Source organism: Kribbella sp. NPDC059898 (assembly GCF_042730855.1).
In the GTDB taxonomy this organism is placed as follows: domain Bacteria; phylum Actinomycetota; class Actinomycetes; order Propionibacteriales; family Kribbellaceae; genus Kribbella.
On record NZ_JBHWKR010000007.1, the window covers coordinates 124,005 to 146,844 of the forward strand.

At 70.3% G+C, this 22,840-nt stretch carries 25 protein-coding genes; 10 read left to right on the forward strand and 15 right to left on the reverse strand.

Annotation, left to right across the window (positions count from 1 at the left end):
- The first annotated feature begins 87 nt into the window (after positions 1-87).
- Together ACFV9C_RS22830 and ACFV9C_RS22835 are read left to right on the forward strand one after the other, a co-directional pair.
- Positions 88-687 (forward strand): TetR/AcrR family transcriptional regulator, encoded by a 600-nt coding sequence (locus ACFV9C_RS22830; protein WP_380196454.1) that lies wholly within the window; start codon positions 88-90, stop codon positions 685-687.
- Positions 688-874: 187 nt separating this feature from the next.
- Positions 875-2,026, forward strand: coding sequence for a trans-sulfuration enzyme family protein (locus tag ACFV9C_RS22835; protein ID WP_380196456.1), 1,152 nt, complete (start codon positions 875-877; stop codon positions 2,024-2,026).
- An 88-nt stretch (positions 2,027-2,114) separates the two neighbouring features.
- Here the strand turns inward: ACFV9C_RS22835 and ACFV9C_RS22840 are convergent, their stop codons facing one another.
- Positions 2,115-3,293, reverse strand: coding sequence for an MFS transporter (locus ACFV9C_RS22840; protein WP_380196457.1), 1,179 nt, complete (start codon positions 3,291-3,293; stop codon positions 2,115-2,117).
- Positions 3,290-4,051 carry a DeoR/GlpR family DNA-binding transcription regulator gene (locus tag ACFV9C_RS22845; RefSeq protein ID WP_380196459.1) on the reverse strand — a complete coding sequence of 254 codons (762 nt, stop codon included), beginning with the start codon at positions 4,049-4,051 and terminating at the stop codon, positions 3,290-3,292. Before ACFV9C_RS22845 ends, ACFV9C_RS22840 begins: the two co-directional genes overlap by 4 nt.
- Positions 4,052-4,103: 52 nt before the next feature.
- Here ACFV9C_RS22845 and ACFV9C_RS22850 point away from each other — a divergent pair, with 52 nt between their 5' ends.
- Positions 4,104-5,273 (forward strand): MFS transporter, encoded by a 1,170-nt coding sequence (locus ACFV9C_RS22850; protein ID WP_380196461.1) that lies wholly within the window; start codon positions 4,104-4,106, stop codon positions 5,271-5,273.
- Complete coding sequence (locus ACFV9C_RS22855; protein WP_380196463.1) at positions 5,270-5,815, forward strand: GNAT family N-acetyltransferase; 546 nt, start codon at positions 5,270-5,272, stop codon at positions 5,813-5,815. The genes ACFV9C_RS22850 and ACFV9C_RS22855 overlap by 4 nt, the downstream gene beginning before the upstream one ends.
- Here ACFV9C_RS22855 and ACFV9C_RS22860 read toward each other — a convergent pair.
- Positions 5,761-6,438: a FadR/GntR family transcriptional regulator gene (locus ACFV9C_RS22860; protein ID WP_380196465.1), complete on the reverse strand. Its 678-nt coding sequence runs from the start codon at positions 6,436-6,438 to the stop codon at positions 5,761-5,763. The genes ACFV9C_RS22855 and ACFV9C_RS22860 overlap by 55 nt on opposite strands.
- Positions 6,439-6,493: 55 nt before the next feature.
- On the opposite strand from ACFV9C_RS22860, the gene ACFV9C_RS22865 reads away from it, so the two are divergent.
- Complete coding sequence (locus ACFV9C_RS22865) at positions 6,494-7,675, forward strand: CynX/NimT family MFS transporter (RefSeq protein WP_380196467.1); 1,182 nt, start codon at positions 6,494-6,496, stop codon at positions 7,673-7,675.
- Between the two features lie 3 nt (positions 7,676-7,678).
- On the opposite strand, the gene ACFV9C_RS22870 is transcribed toward ACFV9C_RS22865, so the two are convergent.
- Both ACFV9C_RS22870 and ACFV9C_RS22875 read right to left on the reverse strand, forming a co-directional pair.
- On the reverse strand, positions 7,679-8,686 hold the full coding sequence (locus ACFV9C_RS22870) for a sugar phosphate isomerase/epimerase family protein (RefSeq protein ID WP_380196469.1): 1,008 nt from the start codon (positions 8,684-8,686) through the stop codon (positions 7,679-7,681).
- 8 nt (positions 8,687-8,694) lie between these two features.
- A complete protein-coding gene (locus ACFV9C_RS22875; protein WP_380196471.1) occupies positions 8,695-9,789 on the reverse strand; it encodes a Gfo/Idh/MocA family protein in 1,095 nt (364 codons plus the stop codon).
- A 75-nt stretch (positions 9,790-9,864) separates the two neighbouring features.
- On the opposite strand from ACFV9C_RS22875, the gene ACFV9C_RS22880 reads away from it, so the two are divergent.
- Positions 9,865-10,980, forward strand: a complete 1,116-nt coding sequence (locus ACFV9C_RS22880) for an ROK family protein (protein ID WP_380196473.1) — start codon at positions 9,865-9,867, stop codon at positions 10,978-10,980.
- Positions 10,981-11,216: 236 nt separating this feature from the next.
- On the opposite strand, the gene ACFV9C_RS22885 is transcribed toward ACFV9C_RS22880, so the two are convergent.
- From ACFV9C_RS22885 to ACFV9C_RS22895, 3 genes are read right to left on the reverse strand one after another with little or no spacing between them, the layout of a single operon-like run.
- Complete coding sequence (locus ACFV9C_RS22885; protein WP_380196475.1) at positions 11,217-12,131, reverse strand: aminoglycoside phosphotransferase family protein; 915 nt, start codon at positions 12,129-12,131, stop codon at positions 11,217-11,219.
- On the reverse strand, positions 12,128-13,132 hold the full coding sequence (locus ACFV9C_RS22890) for an NAD(P)H-dependent glycerol-3-phosphate dehydrogenase (protein WP_380196477.1): 1,005 nt from the start codon (positions 13,130-13,132) through the stop codon (positions 12,128-12,130). The genes ACFV9C_RS22885 and ACFV9C_RS22890 overlap by 4 nt, the downstream gene beginning before the upstream one ends.
- A complete protein-coding gene (locus tag ACFV9C_RS22895; RefSeq protein ID WP_380196478.1) occupies positions 13,129-13,911 on the reverse strand; it encodes a lysophospholipid acyltransferase family protein in 783 nt (260 codons plus the stop codon). The genes ACFV9C_RS22890 and ACFV9C_RS22895 overlap by 4 nt, the downstream gene beginning before the upstream one ends.
- A gap of 16 nt (positions 13,912-13,927) precedes the next feature.
- Here ACFV9C_RS22895 and cofC point away from each other — a divergent pair, with 16 nt between their 5' ends.
- Positions 13,928-14,599 carry a 2-phospho-L-lactate guanylyltransferase gene (gene cofC / locus ACFV9C_RS22900; RefSeq protein WP_380196480.1) on the forward strand — a complete coding sequence of 224 codons (672 nt, stop codon included), beginning with the start codon at positions 13,928-13,930 and terminating at the stop codon, positions 14,597-14,599.
- 1 nt (position 14,600) lies between these two features.
- Positions 14,601-14,807, forward strand: coding sequence for a hypothetical protein (locus ACFV9C_RS22905; RefSeq protein ID WP_380196481.1), 207 nt, complete (start codon positions 14,601-14,603; stop codon positions 14,805-14,807).
- Between the two features lie 91 nt (positions 14,808-14,898).
- On the opposite strand, the gene ACFV9C_RS22910 is transcribed toward ACFV9C_RS22905, so the two are convergent.
- The 4 genes from ACFV9C_RS22910 to leuC all read right to left on the reverse strand — a co-directional run bounded on the left by ACFV9C_RS22910 (position 14,899) and on the right by leuC (position 19,103).
- Positions 14,899-15,468, reverse strand: coding sequence for an HU family DNA-binding protein (locus tag ACFV9C_RS22910; protein WP_380196483.1), 570 nt, complete (start codon positions 15,466-15,468; stop codon positions 14,899-14,901).
- Between the two features lie 181 nt (positions 15,469-15,649).
- Positions 15,650-16,816 carry a magnesium/cobalt transporter CorA gene (gene corA / locus ACFV9C_RS22915; RefSeq protein ID WP_380196484.1) on the reverse strand — a complete coding sequence of 389 codons (1,167 nt, stop codon included), beginning with the start codon at positions 16,814-16,816 and terminating at the stop codon, positions 15,650-15,652.
- A 248-nt stretch (positions 16,817-17,064) separates the two neighbouring features.
- A complete protein-coding gene (leuD, locus tag ACFV9C_RS22920) occupies positions 17,065-17,664 on the reverse strand; it encodes a 3-isopropylmalate dehydratase small subunit (protein ID WP_344188236.1) in 600 nt (199 codons plus the stop codon).
- Positions 17,665-17,678: 14 nt separating this feature from the next.
- Positions 17,679-19,103 carry a 3-isopropylmalate dehydratase large subunit gene (leuC, locus tag ACFV9C_RS22925; protein ID WP_380196486.1) on the reverse strand — a complete coding sequence of 475 codons (1,425 nt, stop codon included), beginning with the start codon at positions 19,101-19,103 and terminating at the stop codon, positions 17,679-17,681.
- 107 nt (positions 19,104-19,210) lie between these two features.
- On the opposite strand from leuC, the gene ACFV9C_RS22930 reads away from it, so the two are divergent.
- Complete coding sequence (locus ACFV9C_RS22930) at positions 19,211-19,930, forward strand: IclR family transcriptional regulator (RefSeq protein ID WP_130387568.1); 720 nt, start codon at positions 19,211-19,213, stop codon at positions 19,928-19,930.
- Between the two features lies 1 nt (position 19,931).
- On the opposite strand, the gene ACFV9C_RS22935 is transcribed toward ACFV9C_RS22930, so the two are convergent.
- Positions 19,932-20,318, reverse strand: coding sequence for a VOC family protein (locus ACFV9C_RS22935; RefSeq protein ID WP_380196488.1), 387 nt, complete (start codon positions 20,316-20,318; stop codon positions 19,932-19,934).
- 85 nt (positions 20,319-20,403) lie between these two features.
- On the opposite strand from ACFV9C_RS22935, the gene ACFV9C_RS22940 reads away from it, so the two are divergent.
- The gene (locus ACFV9C_RS22940; RefSeq protein ID WP_380196490.1) at positions 20,404-20,970 is read left to right on the forward strand and encodes an HdeD family acid-resistance protein; all 567 of its coding nucleotides are present in this window, start codon (positions 20,404-20,406) and stop codon (positions 20,968-20,970) included.
- On the opposite strand, the gene ACFV9C_RS22945 is transcribed toward ACFV9C_RS22940, so the two are convergent.
- Positions 20,967-21,959 carry a LacI family DNA-binding transcriptional regulator gene (locus ACFV9C_RS22945; protein ID WP_380196492.1) on the reverse strand — a complete coding sequence of 331 codons (993 nt, stop codon included), beginning with the start codon at positions 21,957-21,959 and terminating at the stop codon, positions 20,967-20,969. The genes ACFV9C_RS22940 and ACFV9C_RS22945 overlap by 4 nt on opposite strands.
- Entirely contained in the window at positions 21,931-22,836 is a 906-nt protein-coding gene (locus ACFV9C_RS22950) for a nucleoside hydrolase (protein ID WP_380196494.1), read from the reverse strand. Before ACFV9C_RS22950 ends, ACFV9C_RS22945 begins: the two co-directional genes overlap by 29 nt.
- Positions 22,837-22,840: the final 4 nt, after the last annotated feature.

Below are 22,840 nucleotides of genomic sequence, written 5' to 3' on the forward strand. Positions count from 1 at the left end.
CCTCTCGTCGGTAATTTGGTAGTGACTACCATATGGCTGATACTCCCAGCAGGGAAGGGTGCCGGTAGTCTGCCCGCGGAGGTGCTGATGGGACTGCGCGAGGTGAAGCGGGAGCGGACCCGCCGGCTGATCGCGGACAAGGCGTTCGAGCTGTTCTGCGACCACGGGTTCGGCCGGACCACGGTCGAGCAGATCGCGGCCGCGGCCGAGGTCGGCCCGAGCACGCTGTACCGGTACTTCCCGACCAAGGAGACGCTGGTCCTGGAGTTCGTCGACGACTGTCTCGCCGACGCGGTCAACTGGTTCGCCGCCCAGCCCGCCCTGGACCTGCGCGACGGCCTTCGGACCGTGATCGAGCGCGTCCTCGAACAGCTGGAGACCAACCCGGACCGGGTCCGCGCGGTGTTCGACCTCGCCGAGCGGAACGAGTCCGTGAGCGCGCATCTGAACGAGCTGATCTGGCGGTTCCGCAACGACCTCGCCGCCCAGCTGGTACGGCGACTGCCGGGCGACCCGACGCACGCGGAGTTCGTCGCCGCACTGTCCGCCGGCATCACCATGAACATCATCGAGAACGTCGTCCGCGTCTGGGTCGACCACCCGGAGCCGATCGACGCCCGGCACCTCGCCCGCCAGGCGATCACACTCCTGGAAACCGGCCGCCTCCCCCTCCCCGGCTCGAACTAACCACCCCACCGCCCTCCCCTCCCTCACCCACCACCCAGTCCCCTCCCCCACCCCACCGCCCAGCCCCCTCCCTCACCCCACCGCCCAGCGGTCAGCCCCCTCCCTCACCCCACCGCCCAGCGGTCAGCTCCGCCGTCCCGCCCGCCCCACTGGGGGCCGGCGCGAGCTCGGCAGCGACAATCCGGCTATGACTTCTGACCTCGACCCGTCCACCGTCGTCGTCCACGCCGGCCGCCCGGAACGAGTACCGAACGCACCTGTCGGACCGTCACCGGTGTTCAGCTCGACGTACGTCGCCGGCGGCGATCGCGGGTACGGGCGGTTCGGCAACGACGCCTGGTCCGCGCTCGAGGACACCCTCGGTCAGCTCGAAGGCGGCCGCGCACTGAGCTTCGCGTCCGGGATGGCGGCCGCCGCGGCGGTGATCGACCTGGTCCCGGTCGGCGGCCGCGTGGTCGCGCCGCAGCACGCGTACTCCGGGGTCCTCGCGCTGCTCGACCAGTACGCCGGGACCGGCCGGCTCAGCGTTCAGCGAGTTGACATCGCGGACACCGAGTCGGTCGCCGACGCGCTCGCCACCGCGCAGGCCGGTGCCGACGGTCCGGGCGGCGGTGTGGGCGGCGGTGTGGACCTGCTGTGGATCGAGTCGCCGACCAACCCGGCGATGGAGGTCGCCGACATCCCGGCCCTCGCCGCGGCCGCGCACACCGCCGGCGCGACCGTGGTCGTCGACAACACGTTCGCCACTCCCCTGCTGCAGCAGCCGTTGCGGCTCGGCGCGGACGTCGTGATGCACTCGGCCACCAAGTTCATCGCGGGTCACTCGGACGTGATCCTCGGCGCGGTGGTCACCGCCGACGACGACCTGTGGTCCGCGATCGAGCTGCGGCGCCGCAGCCTCGGCGCGATCGCCGGGTCGATGGACGCCTGGCTCGCGCTCCGTGGCCTGCGGACGCTCGCGCTCCGGCTCGAGCGCGCGCAGTCGAACGCGGCGTACCTGGCCGAGCGGCTGCTGCAACACCCGCGGGTCAGCCGGGTCCGGTACCCCGGGCTGCCCGACGACCCAGGTCACGCCCGGGCCGCGGCGCAGATGTCCGGCTTCGGCGCGATCCTCGCGATCGAGCTCGGCGGCGACGCCTCGCTGGCGCAGACGGTCTGCGAGAGCACGAACCTCTGGGTGCACGCCACCAGCCTCGGCGGCGTCGAGTCGCTGCTGGAACGCCGCCGCCGCTGGCCGATCGAGGTGCCGACCATCCCCGAGGACCTGATCCGGCTGTCCGTCGGGATCGAGCACCCAGCCGACCTCTGGGCCGACCTCGAGCAGGCGCTCACACGCTGACCTCCCGCAACTGACGGGTTGACGTCTGAGATGCAGGGTTTGCGCCTGGGACCCGGTGGGCGAACCCAGCACCTCGGACGCTTACCCATCAGCGGCCGGGCGTGCCCCGCTTGAGGACCGGACCGCCCAGGAAGGTGAGGACGCACAGCACGACCGGCAGGATGAAGGCGATGTTCAGCGGCATCCAGTGCGCGAGGCCGCCGATCAGCGCCGGTCCGGCCAGCAGGCCGACGTACCCGAGGCCGACCACGCGGGCCATCAGCGCGCCCGAGGACCGCGGGTCGAGGTTGCCGGCGGCGGTGAACAACTGCGGTACGCCGCCGGCCAGGCCGAGGCCGAAGATCGCCCAGCCGACGAGTGCGACCGGCACCCACGGGATCACGATCACCAGCGTCAGGCCGACCGCCGCCATCGCGGCACCCCAGCGCACGATCGCGGCCGGGCCGACCACCGCGGCGACCCGGTCGGTGAGGAAACGCCCGACGGTCATCGCGACCGCGAACGCGCCGTACGCGTAGGCGGCGGTGCTGACCGACGTACCGAGGATGTCGCGGAAGTGCAGCGCCGCCCAGTCGTTGGCGACCCCCTCGGACAGCATCAGCCCGAACGCCAACCCGCCGAGCGCCCAGACCAGCTTGGCGGACGGCTTCGCCCGCGGCGCCTCAGCCACCTCCTCCGCGGGTTCGGTTGCCTCCAGCAAGAATCGGCTGGCGATCAGCGACAGTACGATGCAGACCACGCCGGCCAAGGCGAGCGTGACTTCGGTCGGTACGCCGGCCCGCAGCGTGGCCGCGCCGACGACCGCGGCGATCGCGCCGCCGATCGACCACATCGCGTGGAACGCCGCCATGATCGGCCGCGGGTACCCACGCTCGACGACCACGGCCTGCGCGTTCATCCCGACGTCGATCGAACCGTTGCCGAAGCCGACGAAGATCAGCGCGATCCCGAGGGTCCACCAGTTCGTGGCCAGGCCGGGGCCGGCGAGCGCGAGCCCGAGCAGGATCCCGGCCGCGGGTACGAGCCGGCGCTGGCCGATCTTGTCGACGAGTGGACCGGCGATCTGCATGCCGGTGAACGCGGCGGCGCCGAGCACCAGGAGCAAGAGCCCGAGCGTGCTGTGCGTGATCCCGGTCGCCTGCTCGATGCTCGGGATGTGCACCACCCACATGCCGACCGCGAACCCGTTCAGCCCGAAGTACAGCCAGGTGGCAACGCGAGCGGCGCGAGGTGGAGCAGTTTGGAGTTGTACGTCGGTGGCGCTCAAGAGGCCACCTCGACGAGGGCGCCGCGCTGGGTGAGCAAGGTTCGTTGGTCCTCGGGTGCGGAGTCGTCGGTGATGATCAGGTCGGGGCGGTCCGCCGGGCAGACGTAGGCGAGGGCGGCGCGGTCCCACTTGGCGCCGTCGGCCAGCACGATCGTGCGGGTGGCGACGTTCATCGCCTCCTGCTTCACCTCGGCGTCGCCCAGGTCGAACGCGGTCAGCCCGGCATCGAGGCTGAAGGCACACGGGCTCAGTACGGCGGCGTCGAACCGGAGCGCCCGCAACGAGGCAACGGTCAGCGGGCCGACCAGCGAGAGCTCGCCCTTGCGCGCCTCGCCGCCCGGCATCAGCAGCCGGATCCGCGGCGCGTCCGCCAGCTCGTGCGCGACATGCAGCGAGAGCGGCATGACCGTCAACGCGCGATCGTGGAGCAGCTTGGCGGTCTCGAGGGCCGTCGTACCGCTGTCGAGGACGATCGTCTCGCCGTCGCGGAGGTGCGCGACGGCGGCGCGCGCGATGGCCTGCTTGGCCGCGACCGCCGCCTGGGAACGCAGCGAGTGCGGCGGCTCCAGACCAGACGGCATCGCCGACACCGCGCCGCCGTGGACGCGCTTCAGCACGCCCTGCGCGGCCAGGAAGTCGAGGTCGCGGCGGACCGTCATGTCCGACGCCTCGGTGGCCTCGACCAGTTCCTGGACCGACACTCGGTCGACGACTCGTAGGCGTTCTACGATCACTTGGTGCCGTTCCGCACTTCTCATGCGCAAAAAACTACCATCCGCCTGATCGTTCAAACAGATAGCGTGTTCACTTGTGACAGATGACACCACGCTCGTCAAGCGCTCCCGGTACGCCGTCGCCGCGGTCTTCTGCGTGCACGGATCGGTGACCGGCTCGTTCGCGACCCGGGTGCCGTGGATCCAGGAGCACGCCGGGGTGTCCGCCGGGCAGCTCGGACTGGCGCTCGCGTTCCCGGCCATCGGCGCGGCCCTGATGATGCCGCTCGCCGCCCGCATCACGCACCGGTTCGGCACCCGGACGGCGCTCCGCGGCCTGCTCGCACTCTGGACGCTCGCGCTGATCCTGCCGTCGCTCGCGCCCGGGCTGCTGACGTTGTGCGCGGCACTGCTGATCTACGGCGGTACGGCGGGGATGGCCGACGTCGCGATGAACGCGCTCGGGATCGAGGTCGAGCACCGGCTGAAGAAGTCGATCATGTCCGGCCTGCACGGGATGTGGAGCGCGGGCGCGCTGCTCGGCTCCGCGGTCGGGACCGTCGCGGCGCACGCGAACCTCAGCGCGCAGGTCCACCACCTGATCGCGGCCGTCGTGCTGACGGTCGTCGGCGCGGCGGTCTGCCAGTTCGTGCTGAACATCCATCCCGAGGAGGACGAGGAGCCGCCGGCGCGGTTCGCGTTGCCGCCGAAGTCGGCGTTGCTGATCGGGGCGGTCGGGTTCTGCGCGGTGTTCGCGGAGGGCGCCAGCCTGGACTGGTCGGCGGTGTACCTGCGCGACGTCCTGGACAGCTCGGCCGGGGTCGCGGCGGGTGCGACGACCGGATTCGCGCTGACGATGGCGATCGCGCGGATCACCGGCGACGCGGTCGTCGACCGGTTCGGCGCGGTCCGCACAGTGCGGGCCAGCGGCGTGATCGCGATGCTCGGCGGGCTGCTCGTGGTCGTCGCGCCGAACGCGGTCGCGGCGATGATCGGCTTCGGGCTGATCGGCGTCGGCATCGCGGTCGTCGTACCGCTCGCCTTCGCCGCCGCGGGCCACACCGGCGCCAACGCCAGCCAGGCGATCGCCGGCGTCGCCACCATCACCTACGCGTCCGGCCTGGTCGCCCCGTCGATCATCGGCGGCATCGCCCAGGCCAGCAGCCTGACCATCTCGTTCATCGTCGTCACCGCACTGGCAGCCGGCCTGGCTGTGTTCGCCCGCGTGCTCGCGACCAAGACAGAGGCTGGGGAACTCCAACGGTGACGAACTTTCGGGTAGCGGGACCAGAGGATGCGGCGGCGGTTGCCGAACTGCACGGGGACAGTTGGCGGCGGCACTACCGGGGTGCGTACGCGGACGCGTTCCTCGACGACGAGTCGCCGGAGTATCTCGGCGAGATGTGGGCGAAGCGGCTGGCGAACCGGGACGGCACGCGCACCACGCTGGCGGAGTACGACGGCCAGCTGATCGGGCTCGCGCACGTGGTGTTCGACGCGGACCCGACGTACGGCGCCCTCGTCGACAATCTGCACGTCCGCGCACCACGCAAGCGCCAGGGCATCGGCACCAAGCTCCTCGCCCACGCGGCCACCGACGTACCCACCGGCCTGTTCCTCTGGGTGCTCGAACAGAACACCGCCGCGCAGGCGTTCTACGAAGCCCGCGGCGGCCTCCGTGGCGACCGCAAGAACGTCCCACCGCCCGGCAGCGAATCCCGCCGCCTGAACGGCACCCCGGCGTGCTTCCGCTACTACTGGCCGGACCCGGTCAGCTTGACCGTCTCGATCAACGCGTACGACGCCTGACTCGCCGCCTCCGGATCCCCGGCCCGGATCGCCTCCAGTACGTCGACGTGCGCGTCGCCGAGCCGGTGATCCTCGGGGATCGTCGCGGTCTGGTGGATCGACGCGGTCATCACCTCGGCCAGCGCGTCGTACAACCGGAGCAGCAGCGGGTTCCCACTCGCGACCACGACGCCCCGGTGGAAGTCGGTGTCGACCGCCACGAACGCGTCCATGTCGCCCGACTCGAGCGTCGCGGCACGCGCCTCCAGCACCTCCGCCAACGCCGCCAGGCCCTCAGGCGTCGCGTTCCGCGCAGCCAGCCGCGCCGCCGCGGCCTCGATGCCGGCACGTGCATCCAGTACGTCGGTGAGTGAGGCCGACAGCTCGTCGCGGACGAGTACACCGCTGATCTCGTTGGTCGCGCGTACGTACGTCCCGTCGCCGACCCGCGGCTCCAGCAGACCCGTGAGGCTGAGCGACCGCAGCGCCTCCCGGACCGTGCCGCGACTGACCCCGAGTTCGGTCGCGAGCTGATGCTCCCCCGGGATCCGCGCACCGCGCGCCCACTCGCCGGACTCGATCCGTGCCCGGAACTGCTCCGACACCTGCAGCACGAGCGGCACCTGCCGTACCAAGGACTCCATGGCGTACAGTATATAAATGTAGGACATCTACACGGAAGCTAAGGAGAGGTGTTTCGTGGCAGTGCTGACCGAACCCATGGCCCGCGAGCGGTCGTCGTTGATCACGGCGACCGCCTTCGTGGTCGCGCTGAGCCTGCGGCCGGCGCTGACCGCGGTCGGGCCGGTGCTGCCGCGGATCGGCGACGCGCTGCACCTCGGTGAGGCCGCGCAGGGTCTGCTCGGCACGCTGCCGCTGCTCGCGTTCGCGGTCGCCTCTCCCCTGGTGCACCTGGCGTCCCGGCGGTTCGGGATGGAGCGGGCCGTGTTCGTCTCGCTGCTGGTGCTGGCCGCCAGCAGCGCGATCCGCCCGTACGCGGGCCAGGCCGGTCTGTGGATCGGGACCGCCGTGGTCGGCGCCGCGATCGCCGTCGGCAACGTGCTGGTGCCGGTGATCATCAAGCGCGACTACTCCGCGCAGGTGTCCCGGGCGACCGGGATCTACACGGCGTTCATCACCGGCGGCGCCGCGATCGCGTCGATCCTCGCCGTACCGATCGCCGACGCCGTCGACTGGCGGCTGTCGCTCGCGGTCTGGGGCGGTCTCGCCCTGCTGGTCGCGGTCGTCTGGCTGCCGCGGACGCTCTCGCCGGAGCCGATGCCGGCCGCCACCGCAGACGACGAGACGCCGCCGGTGAGTGTCTGGCGGCAGCCGATGGCGTGGCTGGTGACCGGCTTCATGGGGCTGCAGTCGACGAGCTTCTACCTGTTCGTGAACTGGCTGCCGACGATCGAGATCTCGACGGGCGGCGTCTCCGAGCGTGCCACCGGCGTACACCTTTTCGTGTTCCAGGTGTTCGGGCTGATCGGCGGGCTCACGATCCCGTTCCTGCTGAAGCACCCGACCAACCAGCGGGCCGGCCTGATGACGGCGAGTACGCCGATCTTCGTCGCGCTGCTCGGTCTGCTGTTCGCGCCGCACCTGGCGATCGTGTGGGCAGTCGTCGGCGGCCTCGGCCAGGGCGCCGGGCTGGTCGCCGCGCTGTCGCTGATCAGCCTGCGCGGGCGCGGGCATCACGAGACCACGCAACTGTCCGGGATGGCACAGGCGGTCGGCTACACGCTCGCCGCGGCCGGTCCGGTCGTCGCCGGGTACCTGACCCAGGTGACCGGCGGCTGGAGGACGACGCTGACCGTGTTCGCCGTCCTCGCAGCCACCCAGGTCACGCTGGGGTTCGTCGCGGGTCGCGACAACCGCTGAGTACTACTTGTCCGTCGCGAAGGCCGCGTCGAAGGCTGCCTGCGGCTTGTCGAAGGCGAGGTTGCGGATCACGTTGACCGCCTCCGCCGCACCACGCTTGCGGTCCATGCCGGCGTCCTCCCACTCGACCGAGATCGGGCCGTCGTAGCCGATCGAGTTCAGCACCCGGAAGCAGTCCTCCCAGTTCACGTCGCCGTGGCCGGTGGAGTAGAAGTCCCAGCCGCGCCGCGGGTCCGCCCACGGCAGGTGCGAGCCGAGCCGGCCGTTGCGGCCGCCGCCGACCCGCATCTTGGTGTCCTTGCAGTCCACGTGGTAGATCCGGTCCTTGAAGTCCCAGAGGAACGCGACCGGGTCGATGTCCTGCCAGACCATGTGCGACGGGTCCCAGTTCAGCCCGAAGGCCTCCCGGTGGCCGATCGCCTCGAGCGCGAACGTGGTCGTCCAGTAGTCGTACGCGATCTCCGACGGGTGCACCTCGTGCGCGAACCGGACGCCCTCCTCGTCGAACACGTCGAGGATCGGGTTCCAGCGGTCGGCGAAGTCCTTGTACCCGGCCTCGATCCGCTCGGCAGGCACTGGCGGGAACATCGCGACGTACTGCCAGATCGACGAGCCGGTGAAGCCGATGACGGTCTTCACGCCGAGCTTCTTGGCCGCCCGGGCGGTGTTCTTCAGGTCCTCCGCGGCGCGCTGCCGGACGCCCTCGGCGTCGCCGTCGCCCCAGATCCGGGACGGCACGATCGCCTGGTGCCGGAAGTCGATCGGGTCGTCGCAGACCGCCTGCCCCACCAGGTGGTTGGAGATCGCGAAGACCTGCAGGTTGTACTTCTCCAGGATGTCCTTGCGGCCCTGGACGTACGAGTCGTCGTCGACGGCCTGCTGGACGTCGAAGTGGTCACCGGAGCAGGCGATCTCGACGCCGTCGTACCCGGCCTCGGACGCGAACTGGCAGACCTCCTCGAACGGCAGGTCGGCCCACTGGCCGGTGAAGAGAGTGATCGGACGAGGCATCTGTGCTCCTACTGGTTGTCGACTGTGGTCCAAGCGGAGTCGTTGGCGGCCGACCGCAGTACGGCGTCCACCACGCGGGCGGACCGCGCTCCGGCGGCGAAATCGGGCAGGCCGACCGGGGTCTCCCCCAGGACGGCGGCATAGCTGTCGGCGACGAACGAGTCGAACGCGTCCTGGTACCCCTGCGCATGACCGGCCGGCAGCCGGTTCACCCGCGCCGCGTCCGGGCTCAACGTCTCGGGGTCACGCGTGAGCAGTTGCGACCCGGCGCGATGGCCGACCCACAGCCGGTCCGGGTCCTCCTGGTCGAACCCGAAGCTCGACTCGGTGCCCGAGACCTCCAGGTACAGGCGGTTCTTCCGGCCGGCGGCGACCTGGCTGACCACGATCGTCCCGACCACACCGGCCTCGGTCCGGAACTGCGCGGTGGCGAGGTCCTCGGTCCGCACCTGAACTCCACCACGCTCGGCACGGACCGTCCGGAGCTGCGCGCTGATCGCGGCGATCCGGTCGCCGGTGACGAACTCGGCCAGGTCGCACCAATGGGAGCCGATGTCCGCGAACGTCCGCGACGGTCCGCCGGTGGTGTCGTCCACGCGCCAGTTCTGGTCGTCGGCGCCGGCCAGCCAGTCCTGCAGGTACGAGCCGTGCAGGCTGGTGATCAGGCCGGCCTCGCCCGCGGCAATCCGGGCCCGCAGCTCCCGGACCATCGGGTGGTACCGGTACACGAACGGCACCGCGCCGACCAGCCCTGCGTCCGCTGCCGCCGCCTGCAGTCCACCGGCGTCCTGCACCGAGGTGGCGAGCGGCTTCTCGCAGACGACGTGCTTGCCCGCCGCGAGCGCCTTGAGCGTCACCTCGCGGTGCGTGTTGTTCGGCGTACAGACGTGGACGACGTCGACGTCCGCCGCCAGCAGGTCGTCGAGGGTCGCGAACCCGCGCTCGGCCCCGGTCGCCTCGGCGGCCGCCTCCGCCTTCGCGGGCGACGATCCGACGACGCCGACGACGGTCGCGCCGGAGACCAGCGCCGACCTCCCGTGGACCTGGCCCATGAACCCGCCGCCGACGATCCCGACCCTGAGTTTGCGCGCACTGGTGGACACGTTCGAGGACGCTATGGGACCCTTTTGAACCCTGTCAAGCAAAAGTCCACGCCCTGTACGACGAAAGTCCGGTGAATGAGCGATCTCGGTACGGCGGACCCGCTGCTGCGGGTGCTCCGGGACGGGCAGCCGCGGACGCGGGCCGAACTGATCGAGCTCAGCGGCCTGGCCCGGTCGACCGTGACCGGGCGGATCGAGGCACTGCTGGCGAGCGGGCTCGTCGTACCGTCCGGCGAGGCGGCGTCGACCGGCGGACGGCCGCCGGCCCGGTTCCGGTTCAACCCGACGGCGCGGCTGGTACTCGCCGCGGACGTCGGCGCGACGCATCTGTCGGTGGCGCTCACCGATCTGACCGGCGCGATCCTGGACCGGTCGACGACGCCGCTCGCGATCGCCGAAGGACCCGACGTCGTGCTCGACGCGGTCGCCGCGGCGGGACAGGCATTGCTGCGTACGGCGGGGCGCTCGGTGGCGGAGCTGGCCGGAACCGGGGTCGGGCTACCGGGGCCGGTCGAGCACAGCACCGGCAGGCCGAACCATCCGCCGATCATGCCGGGCTGGGACTCGTACGACGTGGTCGGCCGGCTGAGCGAGACGCTGCCCGGGCCGGTGCTGGTCGACAACGACGTGAACATCATGGCGCTCGGCGAACACGCCACGGCGTACCCGGACGTCGAGCACCTGCTGTTCGTGAAGGTTGCCACCGGCATCGGTGCGGGCGTGATCAGCGGCGGACGGCTGCACCGCGGGGCGCGGGGCGCGGCCGGCGACATCGGGCACATCCAAGCGCCCGGACACACCGAGGTGTGCCGGTGCGGGAACACCGGGTGCCTGGAGGCGATGGCGTCCGCGGCCGCACTGGCGACCAAGCTGGGCGTCGAGACGAGCCAGGACATCGTCGACCTCGTCCGCGCGGGCAACACCGAGGCGACCACCGCCGTACGCCAGGCCGGCCGCGAGATCGGCACGGTGCTCGCCGCCGCCGTCAGCCTGCTCAACCCGTCGGTCATCGTCGTCGGCGGCTCCCTCGCCCAGGCCGGCGACAGCCTGCTGGCCGGGCTCCGCGAAACCATCTACGCCCGATCGTTGCCCCTGGCCACAACCCACCTGCACGTGGTCCCGTCCCACACCGGCCCCGACGCCGCCCTCCTCGGCGCCGCCACCCTCGTCCTGACCCACGTCCTCGCCTAGCCGCACCACCACCATCCCGCCCCCGAACACCCCGCCGCCGCCACCCTCCGCCACACCCAAGCGCTCGCGTAGCCCCGCCACTCCAACCCCGGACGCCCCCGGCGACGCCACTCTCGTCTCCACCCAAGTTCTCGCGTGGACGCGGATCTGCACGCCATCACAATCCTGTCCCTGGGCGCCCACCGCGCTCGGCGCGCGCGTCAGCGCACGATTGTGATGGCCTGGCGATCCGCCCCCTAGCTCAAACCGATCGCGACGTGTTCGATCAGTTCGACCAGGTGGTCCAGTTCGGTGCCGGTGCGGGCGCGGCCGTAGCCGTGGCGGCGGCCCCAGAAGGACGCCTGGACGGCGATCAGCTGGGTCCAGCGGCGGATCCGTTCGGCGTCGATACCAGAGGCCTCGGCGAACTCGTCCAGCTCCGCCTGCAACCGGCGGAGCAGGTCGGCGCCGGTCAGGCCGTCGTCGATGAAGAGGTAGTACGCGCGGGTCCGGAGGAAGATCGCCGCGTCGAAGCCCGGGTCGCCGACGTACCCCTTCGGATCGACGACCAGCCACGGCTCCCGCTCCGCGCGCAGGATGTTCCGCGCGTGGAAGTCACCGTGCACCAACGTCTCCGGCTGCACGCGACACAGCTCGTCCACCACCGCGAGCGCCTCGTCGACAACCGCGGCGGGCAGCGGATGATCGAGCTCTGCTGCATCCTTGGACAATTCCGAAGCCCACTGGCCGGCCTGGTCCGCCATCCGCGGCAGCCCGTCCGGCGCCGGGATCGTCAACTGCCGCAGCACGTCCCCCGCGATCGCCGCGGCCCCGTCGCCGTGCGCGCCCAACGTCACCGGCTGCACCCGCTCGAGCAGCATCGCGTACCGCGCATCGTCCCGCTCGTACAGCCGGACCGCACCCCGCCCACCCCAGGCCTCGAACGCGTCCGGCTCGTGCACGTTCCCCGGATGCGGGAACGACACCTTCAGTACGGCGTCGCCCTCAACCGGCACCACCACACCAACCTGCCCGTGCAGTACGTCGCCCTCCCGCCGGACGCCCCACTGCCCCAGCAGGTCCTCGACAATCCCCGGCAACTCCTCCAGCCATGCCTCCCCCGCGGCACCTTCGCGCTCAACAGTGAGGCGAGCGAAGGCCTCCGGGATCATCCCCACCGCTCCGACTTGGCCGAGCGGGAGACGAGGCTGAACAGCATGTCCTTCGGCGTCAGCTCGCCGGCGACGACCTTCGTCACGTGTTCGGCGATCGGCATCTCGACGTCGTGGTGGTGGGCGAGTTCGCTGATCGAGGCGCAGGACTTCACGCCCTCCGCAACCTGGCGGGTGCCTTCCAGGATCTGCGCGACCGACCTGCCCTGGCCGAGCTTCTCACCGAACGTGCGGTTGCGGGACAGCGGTGACGAACAGGTCGCCACCAGGTCGCCGAGGCCGGCCAGCCCGGAGAACGTGTGCTCCTCGGCGCCCAGCGCCGTACCGAGCCGGGCGATCTCCGCGAGGCCGCGGGTGATCACCGAGGCGCGGGCGTTGTCGCCGAAGCCGAGTCCGACCGCCATCCCGACGGCCAGCGCGATCACGTTCTTGCAGGCACCGCCGAGTTCGCAGCCGATCACGTCGTTGTTCGTGTACGGGCGGAACGTCGGCGAGTGGCACAGCTTCTGCAACCGCGCCGCGGTCCCCTCGTCCGCGCACGCCACCACGGACGCGGCCGGTTGCCCCTCGGCGATCTCACGGGCGAGGTTCGGCCCGGAGACGACCGCGATCCGTTCCGGCCCGGCGCCGGTGAGCTCGGCGATCACCTCGCTCATCCGCTTCGTCGTACCGAGCTCGACGCCCTTCATCAGGCTGACCAGCGGTACGGCGTTCGGCAGTACGCCGGCCCAGTCGGTGAGGTTGTCCCGCAACGACTGGGACGGCACCGCGAGTACGACGGCCTCCGCTCCGTCGACCGCGGCGGCCGGGTCGTGGGTCGCGGTGATCGCCTCGGACAGCCGGATCCCGGGCAGGTACTCGGCGTTCTCGTGCGCGCTGTTGATCGCCGCGCAGAGCGACTCCCGCCGCGCCCACACCGACACCTGGTTCCCCGCGTTCGCGAGCACCGTCGCGAACGCCGTACCCCACGACCCGGCACCGAACACCGCAACTTTCGTCATTCGTTCTCCTCACGTCGCGCCTTGCGGAGGTCGTACAGCTCCTTCGGCGGTTCCTCGCCGCGCAGTTCGCCGAGCGTCTCGGCGACCCGGGCCATGATCGCCTCGGTTGCCTCGCGCAACAGCTCGTTGGTGATCGGCTTGCCCTCGAACGCGCTCAGGTCGACCGGGGTCCCGGCCCGTACCTGCAGCGTCTTCCGCGGCAGCAGCCGGAACCGGATCTTGCCGGTGTACGACTTCAGGATCTCCTGGGCGCCCCAGTTCGCGACCGGGATCACCGGGCAGCCGGTCATCAACGCGATCCGGGCCGCGCCGGTCTTGCCGGTCATCGGCCACATCGCCGGATCGCGGGTGATCGTGCCCTCTGGGTAAACGCCCACGCACTCACCGCGTTCGACCGCGGCGACCGCGTCCCGGAAAGCGTCGACGGCCTGCGCGGAATCGCGGTACACCGGAATCTGCCCGGCCCCGCTGATAATGCTGCCGAGCACCGGGATCTTGAACACCGACGCCTTGCCGAGGAACCGCGGGATCCGCCGGCACTCCCAGATGAAATAGCCGAGCAGCACCGGGTCGAAATGCGAGATGTGGTTCGGCACGTACACCACGCCGCCGTGCCGCGGCATGTTCTCCCGGCCGGTGAACCGGCACTTGGTGAACATGATCATGAACGGTTTGACGATCGCCACGATGATGCCGAACCAGAATCCGCGCGGCGGCCGTGGATCGGCACCCTTGCTGTCCACTGCTGCCTCCTGGTGGTCGAATGCGCCGTCGGTCATGGGAGAATCCTGCCTGATGGCAGACCTACAGGTCGCTCCCTGGACCCTGGTGATCCCGGTGAAGCGTACGGCGATCGCGAAGAGCCGGCTCGCTCCGGCCTACCCTCAGCACCGTCCCGAGCTGGCCCGTGCCTTCGCTGTCGACACTACTGCGGCCGCGCTCGGGTCTCCCCTGGTGCACACGGTCCTGGTCGTCACCGACGACCCGCTGGTCGGCGCCGACGTGACCGCGGCCGGTGCCCGGGTGGTCCCGGACCTGCCCGCCGCGGGGCTCAACGAAGCGCTGCTGCACGGAGCCACTGTGGCGGCTGCGGAGCTTCCAGGCAACGGCATCGCGGCCCTGTCCGCGGACCTTCCCGCCCTCCGCCCTGCCGAGCTCACCGCCGTACTGGCGGCCTGTACCGCCGCACGTTCCTTCGTCGTCGACGAGCCCGGCACCGGTACGACGTTGCTCGCGGCCGCTCCCGGCGTACCGCTGGATCCGCGTTTCGGCGTCGGCTCCGCCCGCGCCCACCAGGCGTCCGGGGCGATCCCGATCGAGGTGGCCGGCATCGAGTCGGTACGTCGTGATGTCGACACCGCGGCCGATCTCGCGCACGCCGTCCAGCTCGGGGTCGGTCCGGCGACGGCGGACGTGATGTCGCTGGTGCTCGGTGCCGCGACGGGGACCGAGGGTCTAGCCTGCTGACATGCAGGCGACTGTGAGCAAGTACGACGGTGAGACGTTCGCCGGGGCCGTGCTGACCGACACCGGGATCGAGCTCCCGTTCACGGTGCACGCGGTCGCGGACACCCCGGTGCGGCATCTGCGGGTCGGCCAACGGGTCCGGATCGAGACCACCGGATCCGGTGCGACGCTGGCGATCACCCGGGTGGAGTTCGCCACCCACCTGTAGACAGTTGCCCCGAACAACGGCGAAGGCCGGTCATCCCCTGGAGTGGGGTGACCGGCCTTCGCTGTGGTGCCTGTGCCGCAGTGCGTGAAGCTCAGCGAGCGGTACGCTTCGCCGCGGTCTTCTTGGCGGGGGCCTTCTTGGCCGGCGCCTTCTTCGCGACGACCTTCTTGGCCGGGGCCTTCTTCGCCGGGGCCTTCTTGGCAACGGTCTTCGCCGGCGCCTTCTTGGCGACCGTCTTGGCCGGGGCCTTCTTGGCGACCGTCTTCTTCGCAGCGGCGGTCTTGGTTGCAGCGGCCTTGACCGGAGCAGCCTTCTTCGCCGGGGCAGCCGCCTTGGTGGCGGTCGCGGCCGGCTTCGGGGCCACCAGTCTCGGCAGCTTCTTGGCGCCGGAGACAACGGCCTTCAGCTCCGCACCCGCGCGGAACTTCGGAACCGTGGTCTTCTTGGCACGCTTGGTCTCACCGGTCCGCGGGTTGCGCACGATGCGCGCGCCACGCTCGATGGCCTCGAAGGCACCGAAACCGGTGATGGCGACCTTGCCACCCTTCTTGGTCAGCTCGCGCTGGACGGTGTCGATCACCGACTCCAGTGCGTGCTGGGCCTGGCGGCGGTTTCCGTCGAAGTGCACTGCGAGCGCTTCGACCAACTGGCTCTTGTTCACTGCTTCCCTCCGTGAACACTAGGCGTCGAGCACAGCGCTCGATCTCACAGGAACGTTATGGACTGAACAGGCCATGCACAAACACCAACGCGGCAATTTGGCCTTGTTTTAGGCGATTCGGACCACAATTCGGCCCGATCCGGGTCCCTGGAGGGGTTTTGGCGGCTGTTTGCCGCCGGCTTCACAGCCAGCCGCGGCGCTTGAAGATCTGGTGCAGACCTCCACACACCAAGGCCATCAGGCCGATCGCGAACGGGTATCCGTACTCCCAGTGCAGCTCCGGCATCTTGTCGAAGTTCATCCCGTAGACGGTGCCGATCAGCGTCGGCGCGAACAGGATCGCCGCCCACGCGGAGATCCGCTTCACCTCTTCGTTCTGCTCGCTGCTGGCGATCGCGAGGCTCTTCATCTCCTCGTTCTGCTGCTGCGCGACCAGCGTCGCGTTCACGGTCAGGATGTCGCGGAGCAGCTCGCGGAAGCCGTCGACCTTCTCCACCACCTCGGTCACGTGGTCGGCCACATCCCGCAGTGAACGTTGCAGTTCCTCGTCCACGCCGTACTTCTGGAAGCCGCCGCGGAGCTGCTCGAGGATGCCGGTCAACGGCCGGGTGGCGCGCTGGAACTCGATCACCTCACGGGACAGCTCGTAGATCCGGCGGGACACCTTCGGGTCGCCGCGGAACACCTCGGTCTCGATCTCGTCGATGTCGTTCTCCAGGCCGGCGACCACCGGCGCGTACCCGTCGACGACCTTGTCCATGATCGCGTACAGCACGGCCTCGGCACCGCGGCTGAGGAGCTCCGGATCGCGTTCGACCCGGCGCCGTACGGCGGCCAGGTTCGGCGCCTCGGCGTGCCGGACCGTCACCACGAAGTCCCTGCCGACGAACACGTGCACCTCGCCGAACTCGACCTCCTCGGTCGCGTCCCGGTACCGGGCGGCCTTCAGTACGACGAACAACGTGTCGCCGTACCGCTCCAGCTTCGGCCGCTGGTGCGCCTCGTTCGCGTCCTCGATCGCCAGCTCGTGCAGGTCGAACTCCTGCGCCAGCGACGCGAGCTCGCGGCGGTCCGGCCGGTACAGGCCGATCCAGGCCAGGCTCTGCGGGGCGTCATGGAGCGCCGAGTAGGTGTCCGCCAGCGAATGCGGGGACGCGACCCGGTTGCCGCCGCAGTAGATCGCGCTGTCCACGACGCTGTGCCCGTTGGGCTTCTGCGGATCGCGCTGCGGCTTGGTCTCCGGCTCGATCGCGGCGGTGGCAACGGCTGCGGCGTGCTTGCGGGCGGCGGCACGCAGTGACGGAGTACGGCTGAACGCACGGAAGGTGCGCAGGCGCAGGTCGGACATGAGTCCTCCAGATGCGGGTGAATCAGGCAAGTGATGAGCGCACGTCTGCCCGACCCCACAACTACAGGAGGAAAGTCAGTCCCCCGAAGGCCGAGCGAGACCGGTATGTCTGGAGGGATCGCTGGTGTTCATGCGTCCTCACCTCCTCGGTCTCGCAAGCCTTGTTCTGACAACCACGCAAGGGTAACACCAGAGTTATCGCCCCCGCCCACCCGAACGTTACGGGGACGACAACTCTGATAGAGCTCTCAGGCCTTCGCGGGAAGGGTTGCAGGCTTGAAGGACGGTCGGGTTGCTTCGTACGCAGTGATCTCGTCGGCGTGCGACAGCGTGATGCCGACGTCGTCCAGACCGTTCAGCAGCCGGTAGCGCGTGTAGTCGTCGATCTCGAAGGGTGCCGAGACGTCACCGGCCGAGATCGTCTTGTTCTCCAGGTCGACCGTGACCTTGGTGCCCGGGTCGGTCTCGACCGCGGTCCACAGCTGCTCGACGACGTCCTGCGTCACCAGGGCCGCGAGCAGGCCGGCCTTGCCGGAGTTGCCGCGGAAGATGTCCCCGAACCGCGACGAGACGACGACCCGGAACCCGTAGTCGAGCAGGGCCCAGACCGCGTGCTCCCGCGACGATCCGGTGCCGAAGTCCGGTCCCGCGACCAGCACCGAGACCCCTTCGTACTCGGGCTGGTTGAGCACGAACGACGGATCGTTGCGCCAGGCCGCGAACAGCCCGTCCTCGAAGCCGGTCCGGGTGACCCGCTTCAGGTACACGGCCGGGATGATCTGGTCGGTGTCGACGTTGCTCCGGCGCAGCGGGGCCGCCGTACCGATGTGCTGGGTGAAGGCTTCCATGATTCCCTTGCTCCTCAGGCGTTCGCAGGTACGGCGACGGGCGGCAGGTCGGCCGGAGCCGCGAGGGTTCCGGTGACGGCGGTCGCGGCCGCGACCAGCGGCGAGACCAGGTGGGTACGACCGCCCTTGCCCTGACGGCCTTCGAAGTTCCGGTTCGAGGTGGAGGCGCTGCGCTCCCCCGGGGCCAGCTGGTCCGGGTTCATGCCCAGGCACATCGAGCACCCGGCACCACGCCATTCGGCGCCGGCGTCCTTGAAGATCGTGTCCAGGCCCTCGGCCTCGGCCTGCAGCCGGACCCGGCCGGAGCCCGGGACCACCAGCATCCGGGTGCCCTCGGCAACCTTCCGCCCGGCCAGTACGCCGGCGGCGGCCCGCAGGTCCTCGATCCGGCCGTTGGTGCAGGACCCGAGGAACACCGTGTCCACGTGGATCTCGCGCAGCGGCGTACCGGCGGTCAGGCCCATGTACTCCAGCGCACGCTCGGCGGCGACCTTGTCGTTCTCGTTGTCGAAGTCGTCCGGCGACGGGACCACGTCCGCGAGCGCGACGCCCTGGCCCGGGTTCGTGCCCCAGGTGACGAACGGCGTGACCTCTTCGGCGCGCAGCACGACCTCGCGGTCGAAGGTCGCGTCCTCGTCGGTGGCGAGGCTCTTCCAGTACTCGACGGCCGCCTCCCAGTCGACGCCCTGCGGCGCGTGCGGCTTGTCTTTCAGGTACTCGAAGGTGGTCTCGTCCGGCGCGATCAGGCCGGCCTTCGCGCCCCACTCGATCGACATGTTGCAGATCGTCATCCGGGCTTCCATCGACAGCGCGCGGATCGCCTCGCCGCGGTACTCGACGATGTAGCCCTGGCCGCCGCCGGTGCCGACCTGCGCGATCAGCGACAGCACCAGGTCCTTGGCCGAGACGCCGTCCGGCAGTACGCCGTCGACGGTGACGGCCATCGTCTTCGGGCGGGCCTGCATCAGCGTCTGGGTGGCCAGCACGTGCTCGACCTCGCTGGTACCGATGCCGAAGGCAATCGCCCCGAACGCGCCGTGCGTGGAGGTGTGGCTGTCACCGCAGACCACGGTCATGCCCGGCTGGGTCAGGCCGAGCTGCGGGCCGATCACGTGCACGACGCCCTGGTCCGGGTCGCCGAGGGTGTGGATCCGGATGCCGAACTCCTCGGCGTTCTTCCGCAGCGTGTCCACCTGGGTCCGCGACACCGGGTCGGCGATCGGCTTGTCCACGTCGTACGTCGGCACGTTGTGGTCCTCGGTGGCGATCGTCAGATCCGGCCGCCGGACCTGACGGCCGGCCAGCCGGAGGCCGTCGAAGGCCTGCGGACTGGTCACCTCGTGGACCAGGTGGAGGTCGATGTAGAGGAGGTCGGGTTCTCCGTCGGCATGGCGCACGACGTGCGCATCCCAGACCTTTTCCGACAACGTCCTGCCCATCAGACTCTCCTTTGAGATTTGGAAGTGTGGTGCTTTCGCTCACAGTGCTCTCGAATACCCCGCTGAAGCGACTTGCGTTCCACGATTCGAGACGGCAATATCGTCCCATGGACAACTCTAGCGGAGTCGGTGTTCTCGACAAAGCAGCTCTCGTTCTGTCCGCACTCGAGTCCGGGCCGGCGACCCTGGCCGGACTGGTGGCGGCGACGGGACTGGCGCGCCCGACGGCACATCGTCTCGCGGTCGCTCTCGAGCACCACCGGCTGGTCGGTCGCGACATGCAGGGACGCTTCGTGCTCGGCCCGCGACTGAGCGAGTTGGCCTCCGCGGCCGGTGAGGACCGGCTGCTCGCGACCGCCGGCCCGGTGCTGGCGCGGCTGCGCGACATCACCGGCGAATCCGCCCAGCTCTTCCGCCGCCAGGGCGAGTACCGCGTCTGCGTCGCCGCCGCGGAACGCCCCTCCGGTCTGCGGGACACCGTCCCGGTGGGTTCGCAGCTGACCATGGCGGCCGGGTCGGCTGCCCAAATACTGCTGGCCTGGGAGGACCCGGAGCGGATGCACCGCGGCCTCCACAACGCATCCTTCAACGCGGCCGCGCTGGCCGGCGTACGGCGTCGCGGCTGGGCGCACTCGGTCGGCGAACGCGAGCAGGGTGTCGCGTCGGTCTCGGCCCCGGTCCGCTCCCCCAGCGGCAAGGTGATCGCCGCAGTGTCGGTCTCCGGCCCGATCGAGCGCCTGTCCCGCCAGCCCGGCCGCATGCACGCCCCCGCCGTCATGGCCGCCGCGGAACGCCTGTCCGAAGCCCTCCGCCGCGCCTCGGAGTAAGTCAGGCCGGCCGGCCGCCGTAGGGGACCGTGAGGATCTCCAGGTTGTGGCCGTCGGGGTCGTTCCAGTAGAGGCCGCGGCCGCCGTCGTTGGTGTTGATCTGGCCCTCGTGCTGATGGAACGGGTCCGCCCAGTAGGTCAGGCCCCGCTCGACGATCCGGCCGTGGATCTGGTCGAACTCCTCCTCGGAGACCAGGAACGCGTAGTGCTGCGTGTGCAGCCGCCCGCGGCCGTCGGCGAAGTCCAGGGAGGTTCCGTTCGCGAGCTGCACCACCGCGAACGGCCCGTAGCTGCTCGGCTCGCCGGTCCCCAGGAGTCCGGCCAGGAAGCGCGCGGACGCCTCCTTGTCACTGCTGCTCACGATCGTGTGGTTGAACTGGACAGCCATTCGTTCAGCCTACGCGGTCGCGGTGGTTGTCACGGCGCGTTACTGAGATCACCATGAGAGCAATAAGCCCTCAAGGAGGTCCGACATGGAGCGGGACTGGCTGACTCTCGGCTGGAAGATGTTGCTCGTCCGTGGTGCGCTGGGCATTGTGTTCGGAATCTTGGCGATCGCGTGGCCGATCTCGACGGCGATCGCGCTCGCGCTGCTGTGGGGAATCTGGGCGCTCGCCGACGGCATCGGCTCGATCGCCCAGGCGTTCCAGCCGGAGTCCAAGGGCGGCCGGCTCTGGCTGATCGTGCTCGGCGTGATCGCGCTGCTCGCCGGGTTCTTCGCGATCGTCCACCCCGGGATGACCGTCGCCACGCTGACCTGGATCCTGGGCATCTGGCTGATCGTCCGCGGCATCTTCGAGCTCGCCGGCGCGTTCAGCAGCCACCTGCCGATGCCGCGCTGGCTCCTGGTCCTGAACGGTCTGCTCTCGTTGCTGATCGGCATCCTGTTCGCCGCCAACCCCGGCGCCGGTGCGGTGAGCATCGCCGTACTCCTCGGCGTCACAGCACTGATCTGGGGCGCCGTATTGATCGCCGTCGCCTGGTCGGTACGCCGGGCCGCGACGGGCCCTACGACGACCGAGACCCCGTCACCGGCCTAGCACCCGCAGGAGGTGCTGGGAACCAGCTCGTAGTCGAGTACGTGCCGCGCCGCCGTCGGCTTGCTCCGGTCGAGGAGCAGGTCGACGGCCTGCCGCGCGGTCTCCTCGATCGGCTGCCGCACACTGGCCAACGGCGGAACCGTCACCGTGCACTCGCTGGTGCCGTCGAACCCCATCACGGCCACGTCCCCCGGTACGTGCAGCCCGGCCTCCCAGACCGCGAACAGTACGCCGAACGCCTGCTCGTCCGTCGAGCAGTAGATCGCCCGCGGCGGCCGCTTCTGCTGGAACCACGGCCGTACGGCGTCCCGCGCGGCGAACCGGGAAACGGGCGCGGCAACGTACCGCGCCGACGCCTTCGGATGCTTGGTGAGCGCGCGTTCGATGCCGCGCCGGTGTTCCGCCGTACCGGGTGATTCCTCGGGCCCGGTGACGACGCCGAGGGTGCGGTAGCCGTGCGACAGCAGGTGGTCCGCCGAGGCCTCGGCGCCCGCCACGTAGTCGATCGACAACGTCGAGACCGTGACACCGTCGGGCACCGGATGCAGGGCCACGACCGGTACGCCGGCCGCGGCGAACCGCTGGATCGCCGGCTCGACGAGCAGCGAGACGAGGACGACGCCGTCGACCTTGCGCTCGATGAACGACCCGATGTGCGCGGACTCCTGCGCCGGGTCGCCCGCCGAGTCGCCGATCAGCAGCAGGTGGTCGTGCTGCCGGGCGAAGTTCTCCAGGTGCTCGGCCAGGGTGGCGAAGTACGGGTTGCGGATCTGTGGGATCAGCAGCCCGAGCGAGTACGTCCGGCCCGCGCTCAGCGCCCGGGCGAGGATGTTCGGCCGGTACTCGAGCTCCGCGGCCGCCTCCAGCACGCGCCGCCGGGTCTCCGCGGACACCGGCCGCGGCCCGTTGTTGAAGACGTAGCTGACGACCGCGGTCGACGTACCGGCGCGCTGCGCGACGTCACGCGCGGTCGCCATCGATCTCCCCACGCTGCACAGCGTAAGCCGTCCCGCCGGCCACGATCCGCTGCGTGATCTCCTCAGCCACCGCCTCGGCCTCCACCGCGGTCACGATCCGCACCGTCCCCCCGGCCCCAGCCGCAAACGTACTGTGCCCACCGTCAGCAACGCTCACCGTGCCCAACTCCGAAAAGCTGAACAGTTCTGGGCAACTCAGTGCGAGCACCGCAACCGGATCGTGCGGCACGTTCCACGTCTCGTTCCAGTACGCCCACCACTGCTCGATGTCCGCCCCGAGTGCCGCCCCGAGCCGACCAGCCGCCCGGATCCGCTCCAGCCGAGCCTTCTCGATCGTCACCTGCCGCGTGATCTCCAGCCCGGTGATCGTCGTCGGAATCCCCGCGCCCAGCACCTCCCGGGCCGCGACGTCGTCGGACTTGAAGTTGTGCTCGGACACGTCGTCGCCGAACGACCCGCCCATCACCCACAGGTGCCGGATCCACCACGCCGCCTGCGGTTCCAGCCGCAGCACCGCGGCGATATTGGTCAACGGCCCGATCGCCGCCACGTCGAGCTCACCCGGCCGCGCCCGCAGCAGCTCGACCAGCCGCTCCGGCGCACTGTCCGCGCTGATCGTCTCCGCGTCCAGCCCGTCGTGCAGCGTGCCTTCGTGCCCGGCCCACCAGACGTCCTTCCCGGACAGCGGATCGACGAGCCCCGGTACGACGGTCAGCTCACGGCCGGCGAGTACGCCGTACCGCCGGGCCAGCTGCGCCCGCAGGCGAGTGTCGCCGTACACGGTGTGCACCTCGGCGAGGTCGATCTCCGGGCTGCCGAGCAGCTGGGCGAGCGCCATCGCGTCGTCCACGTCGGAGCCGATGTCGGTATCGAGAATCAGGGAACGCACATGT

Coding starts and splice junctions, on each gene's coding strand:
- cofC (WP_380196480.1), top strand. CDS start 13,928: ATGGCAGACCTACAGGTCGCTCCCTGGACCCTGGTGATCCCGGTGAAG.
- leuC (WP_380196486.1), bottom strand. CDS start 19,103: ATGGGCAGGACGTTGTCGGAAAAGGTCTGGGATGCGCACGTCGTGCGC.
- ACFV9C_RS22845 (WP_380196459.1), bottom strand. CDS start 4,051: ATGAGAAGTGCGGAACGGCACCAAGTGATCGTAGAACGCCTACGAGTC.
- ACFV9C_RS22895 (WP_380196478.1), bottom strand. CDS start 13,911: ATGACCGACGGCGCATTCGACCACCAGGAGGCAGCAGTGGACAGCAAG.
- ACFV9C_RS22880 (WP_380196473.1), top strand. CDS start 9,865: ATGAGCGATCTCGGTACGGCGGACCCGCTGCTGCGGGTGCTCCGGGAC.
- ACFV9C_RS22905 (WP_380196481.1), top strand. CDS start 14,601: ATGCAGGCGACTGTGAGCAAGTACGACGGTGAGACGTTCGCCGGGGCC.
- ACFV9C_RS22940 (WP_380196490.1), top strand. CDS start 20,404: ATGGAGCGGGACTGGCTGACTCTCGGCTGGAAGATGTTGCTCGTCCGT.
- ACFV9C_RS22835 (WP_380196456.1), top strand. CDS start 875: ATGACTTCTGACCTCGACCCGTCCACCGTCGTCGTCCACGCCGGCCGC.
- ACFV9C_RS22930 (WP_130387568.1), top strand. CDS start 19,211: ATGGACAACTCTAGCGGAGTCGGTGTTCTCGACAAAGCAGCTCTCGTT.
- leuD (WP_344188236.1), bottom strand. CDS start 17,664: ATGGAAGCCTTCACCCAGCACATCGGTACGGCGGCCCCGCTGCGCCGG.
- ACFV9C_RS22860 (WP_380196465.1), bottom strand. CDS start 6,438: ATGGAGTCCTTGGTACGGCAGGTGCCGCTCGTGCTGCAGGTGTCGGAG.
- ACFV9C_RS22870 (WP_380196469.1), bottom strand. CDS start 8,686: ATGCCTCGTCCGATCACTCTCTTCACCGGCCAGTGGGCCGACCTGCCG.
- ACFV9C_RS22885 (WP_380196475.1), bottom strand. CDS start 12,131: ATGATCCCGGAGGCCTTCGCTCGCCTCACTGTTGAGCGCGAAGGTGCC.
- ACFV9C_RS22935 (WP_380196488.1), bottom strand. CDS start 20,318: ATGGCTGTCCAGTTCAACCACACGATCGTGAGCAGCAGTGACAAGGAG.
- ACFV9C_RS22830 (WP_380196454.1), top strand. CDS start 88: ATGGGACTGCGCGAGGTGAAGCGGGAGCGGACCCGCCGGCTGATCGCG.
- corA (WP_380196484.1), bottom strand. CDS start 16,816: ATGTCCGACCTGCGCCTGCGCACCTTCCGTGCGTTCAGCCGTACTCCG.
- ACFV9C_RS22890 (WP_380196477.1), bottom strand. CDS start 13,132: ATGACGAAAGTTGCGGTGTTCGGTGCCGGGTCGTGGGGTACGGCGTTC.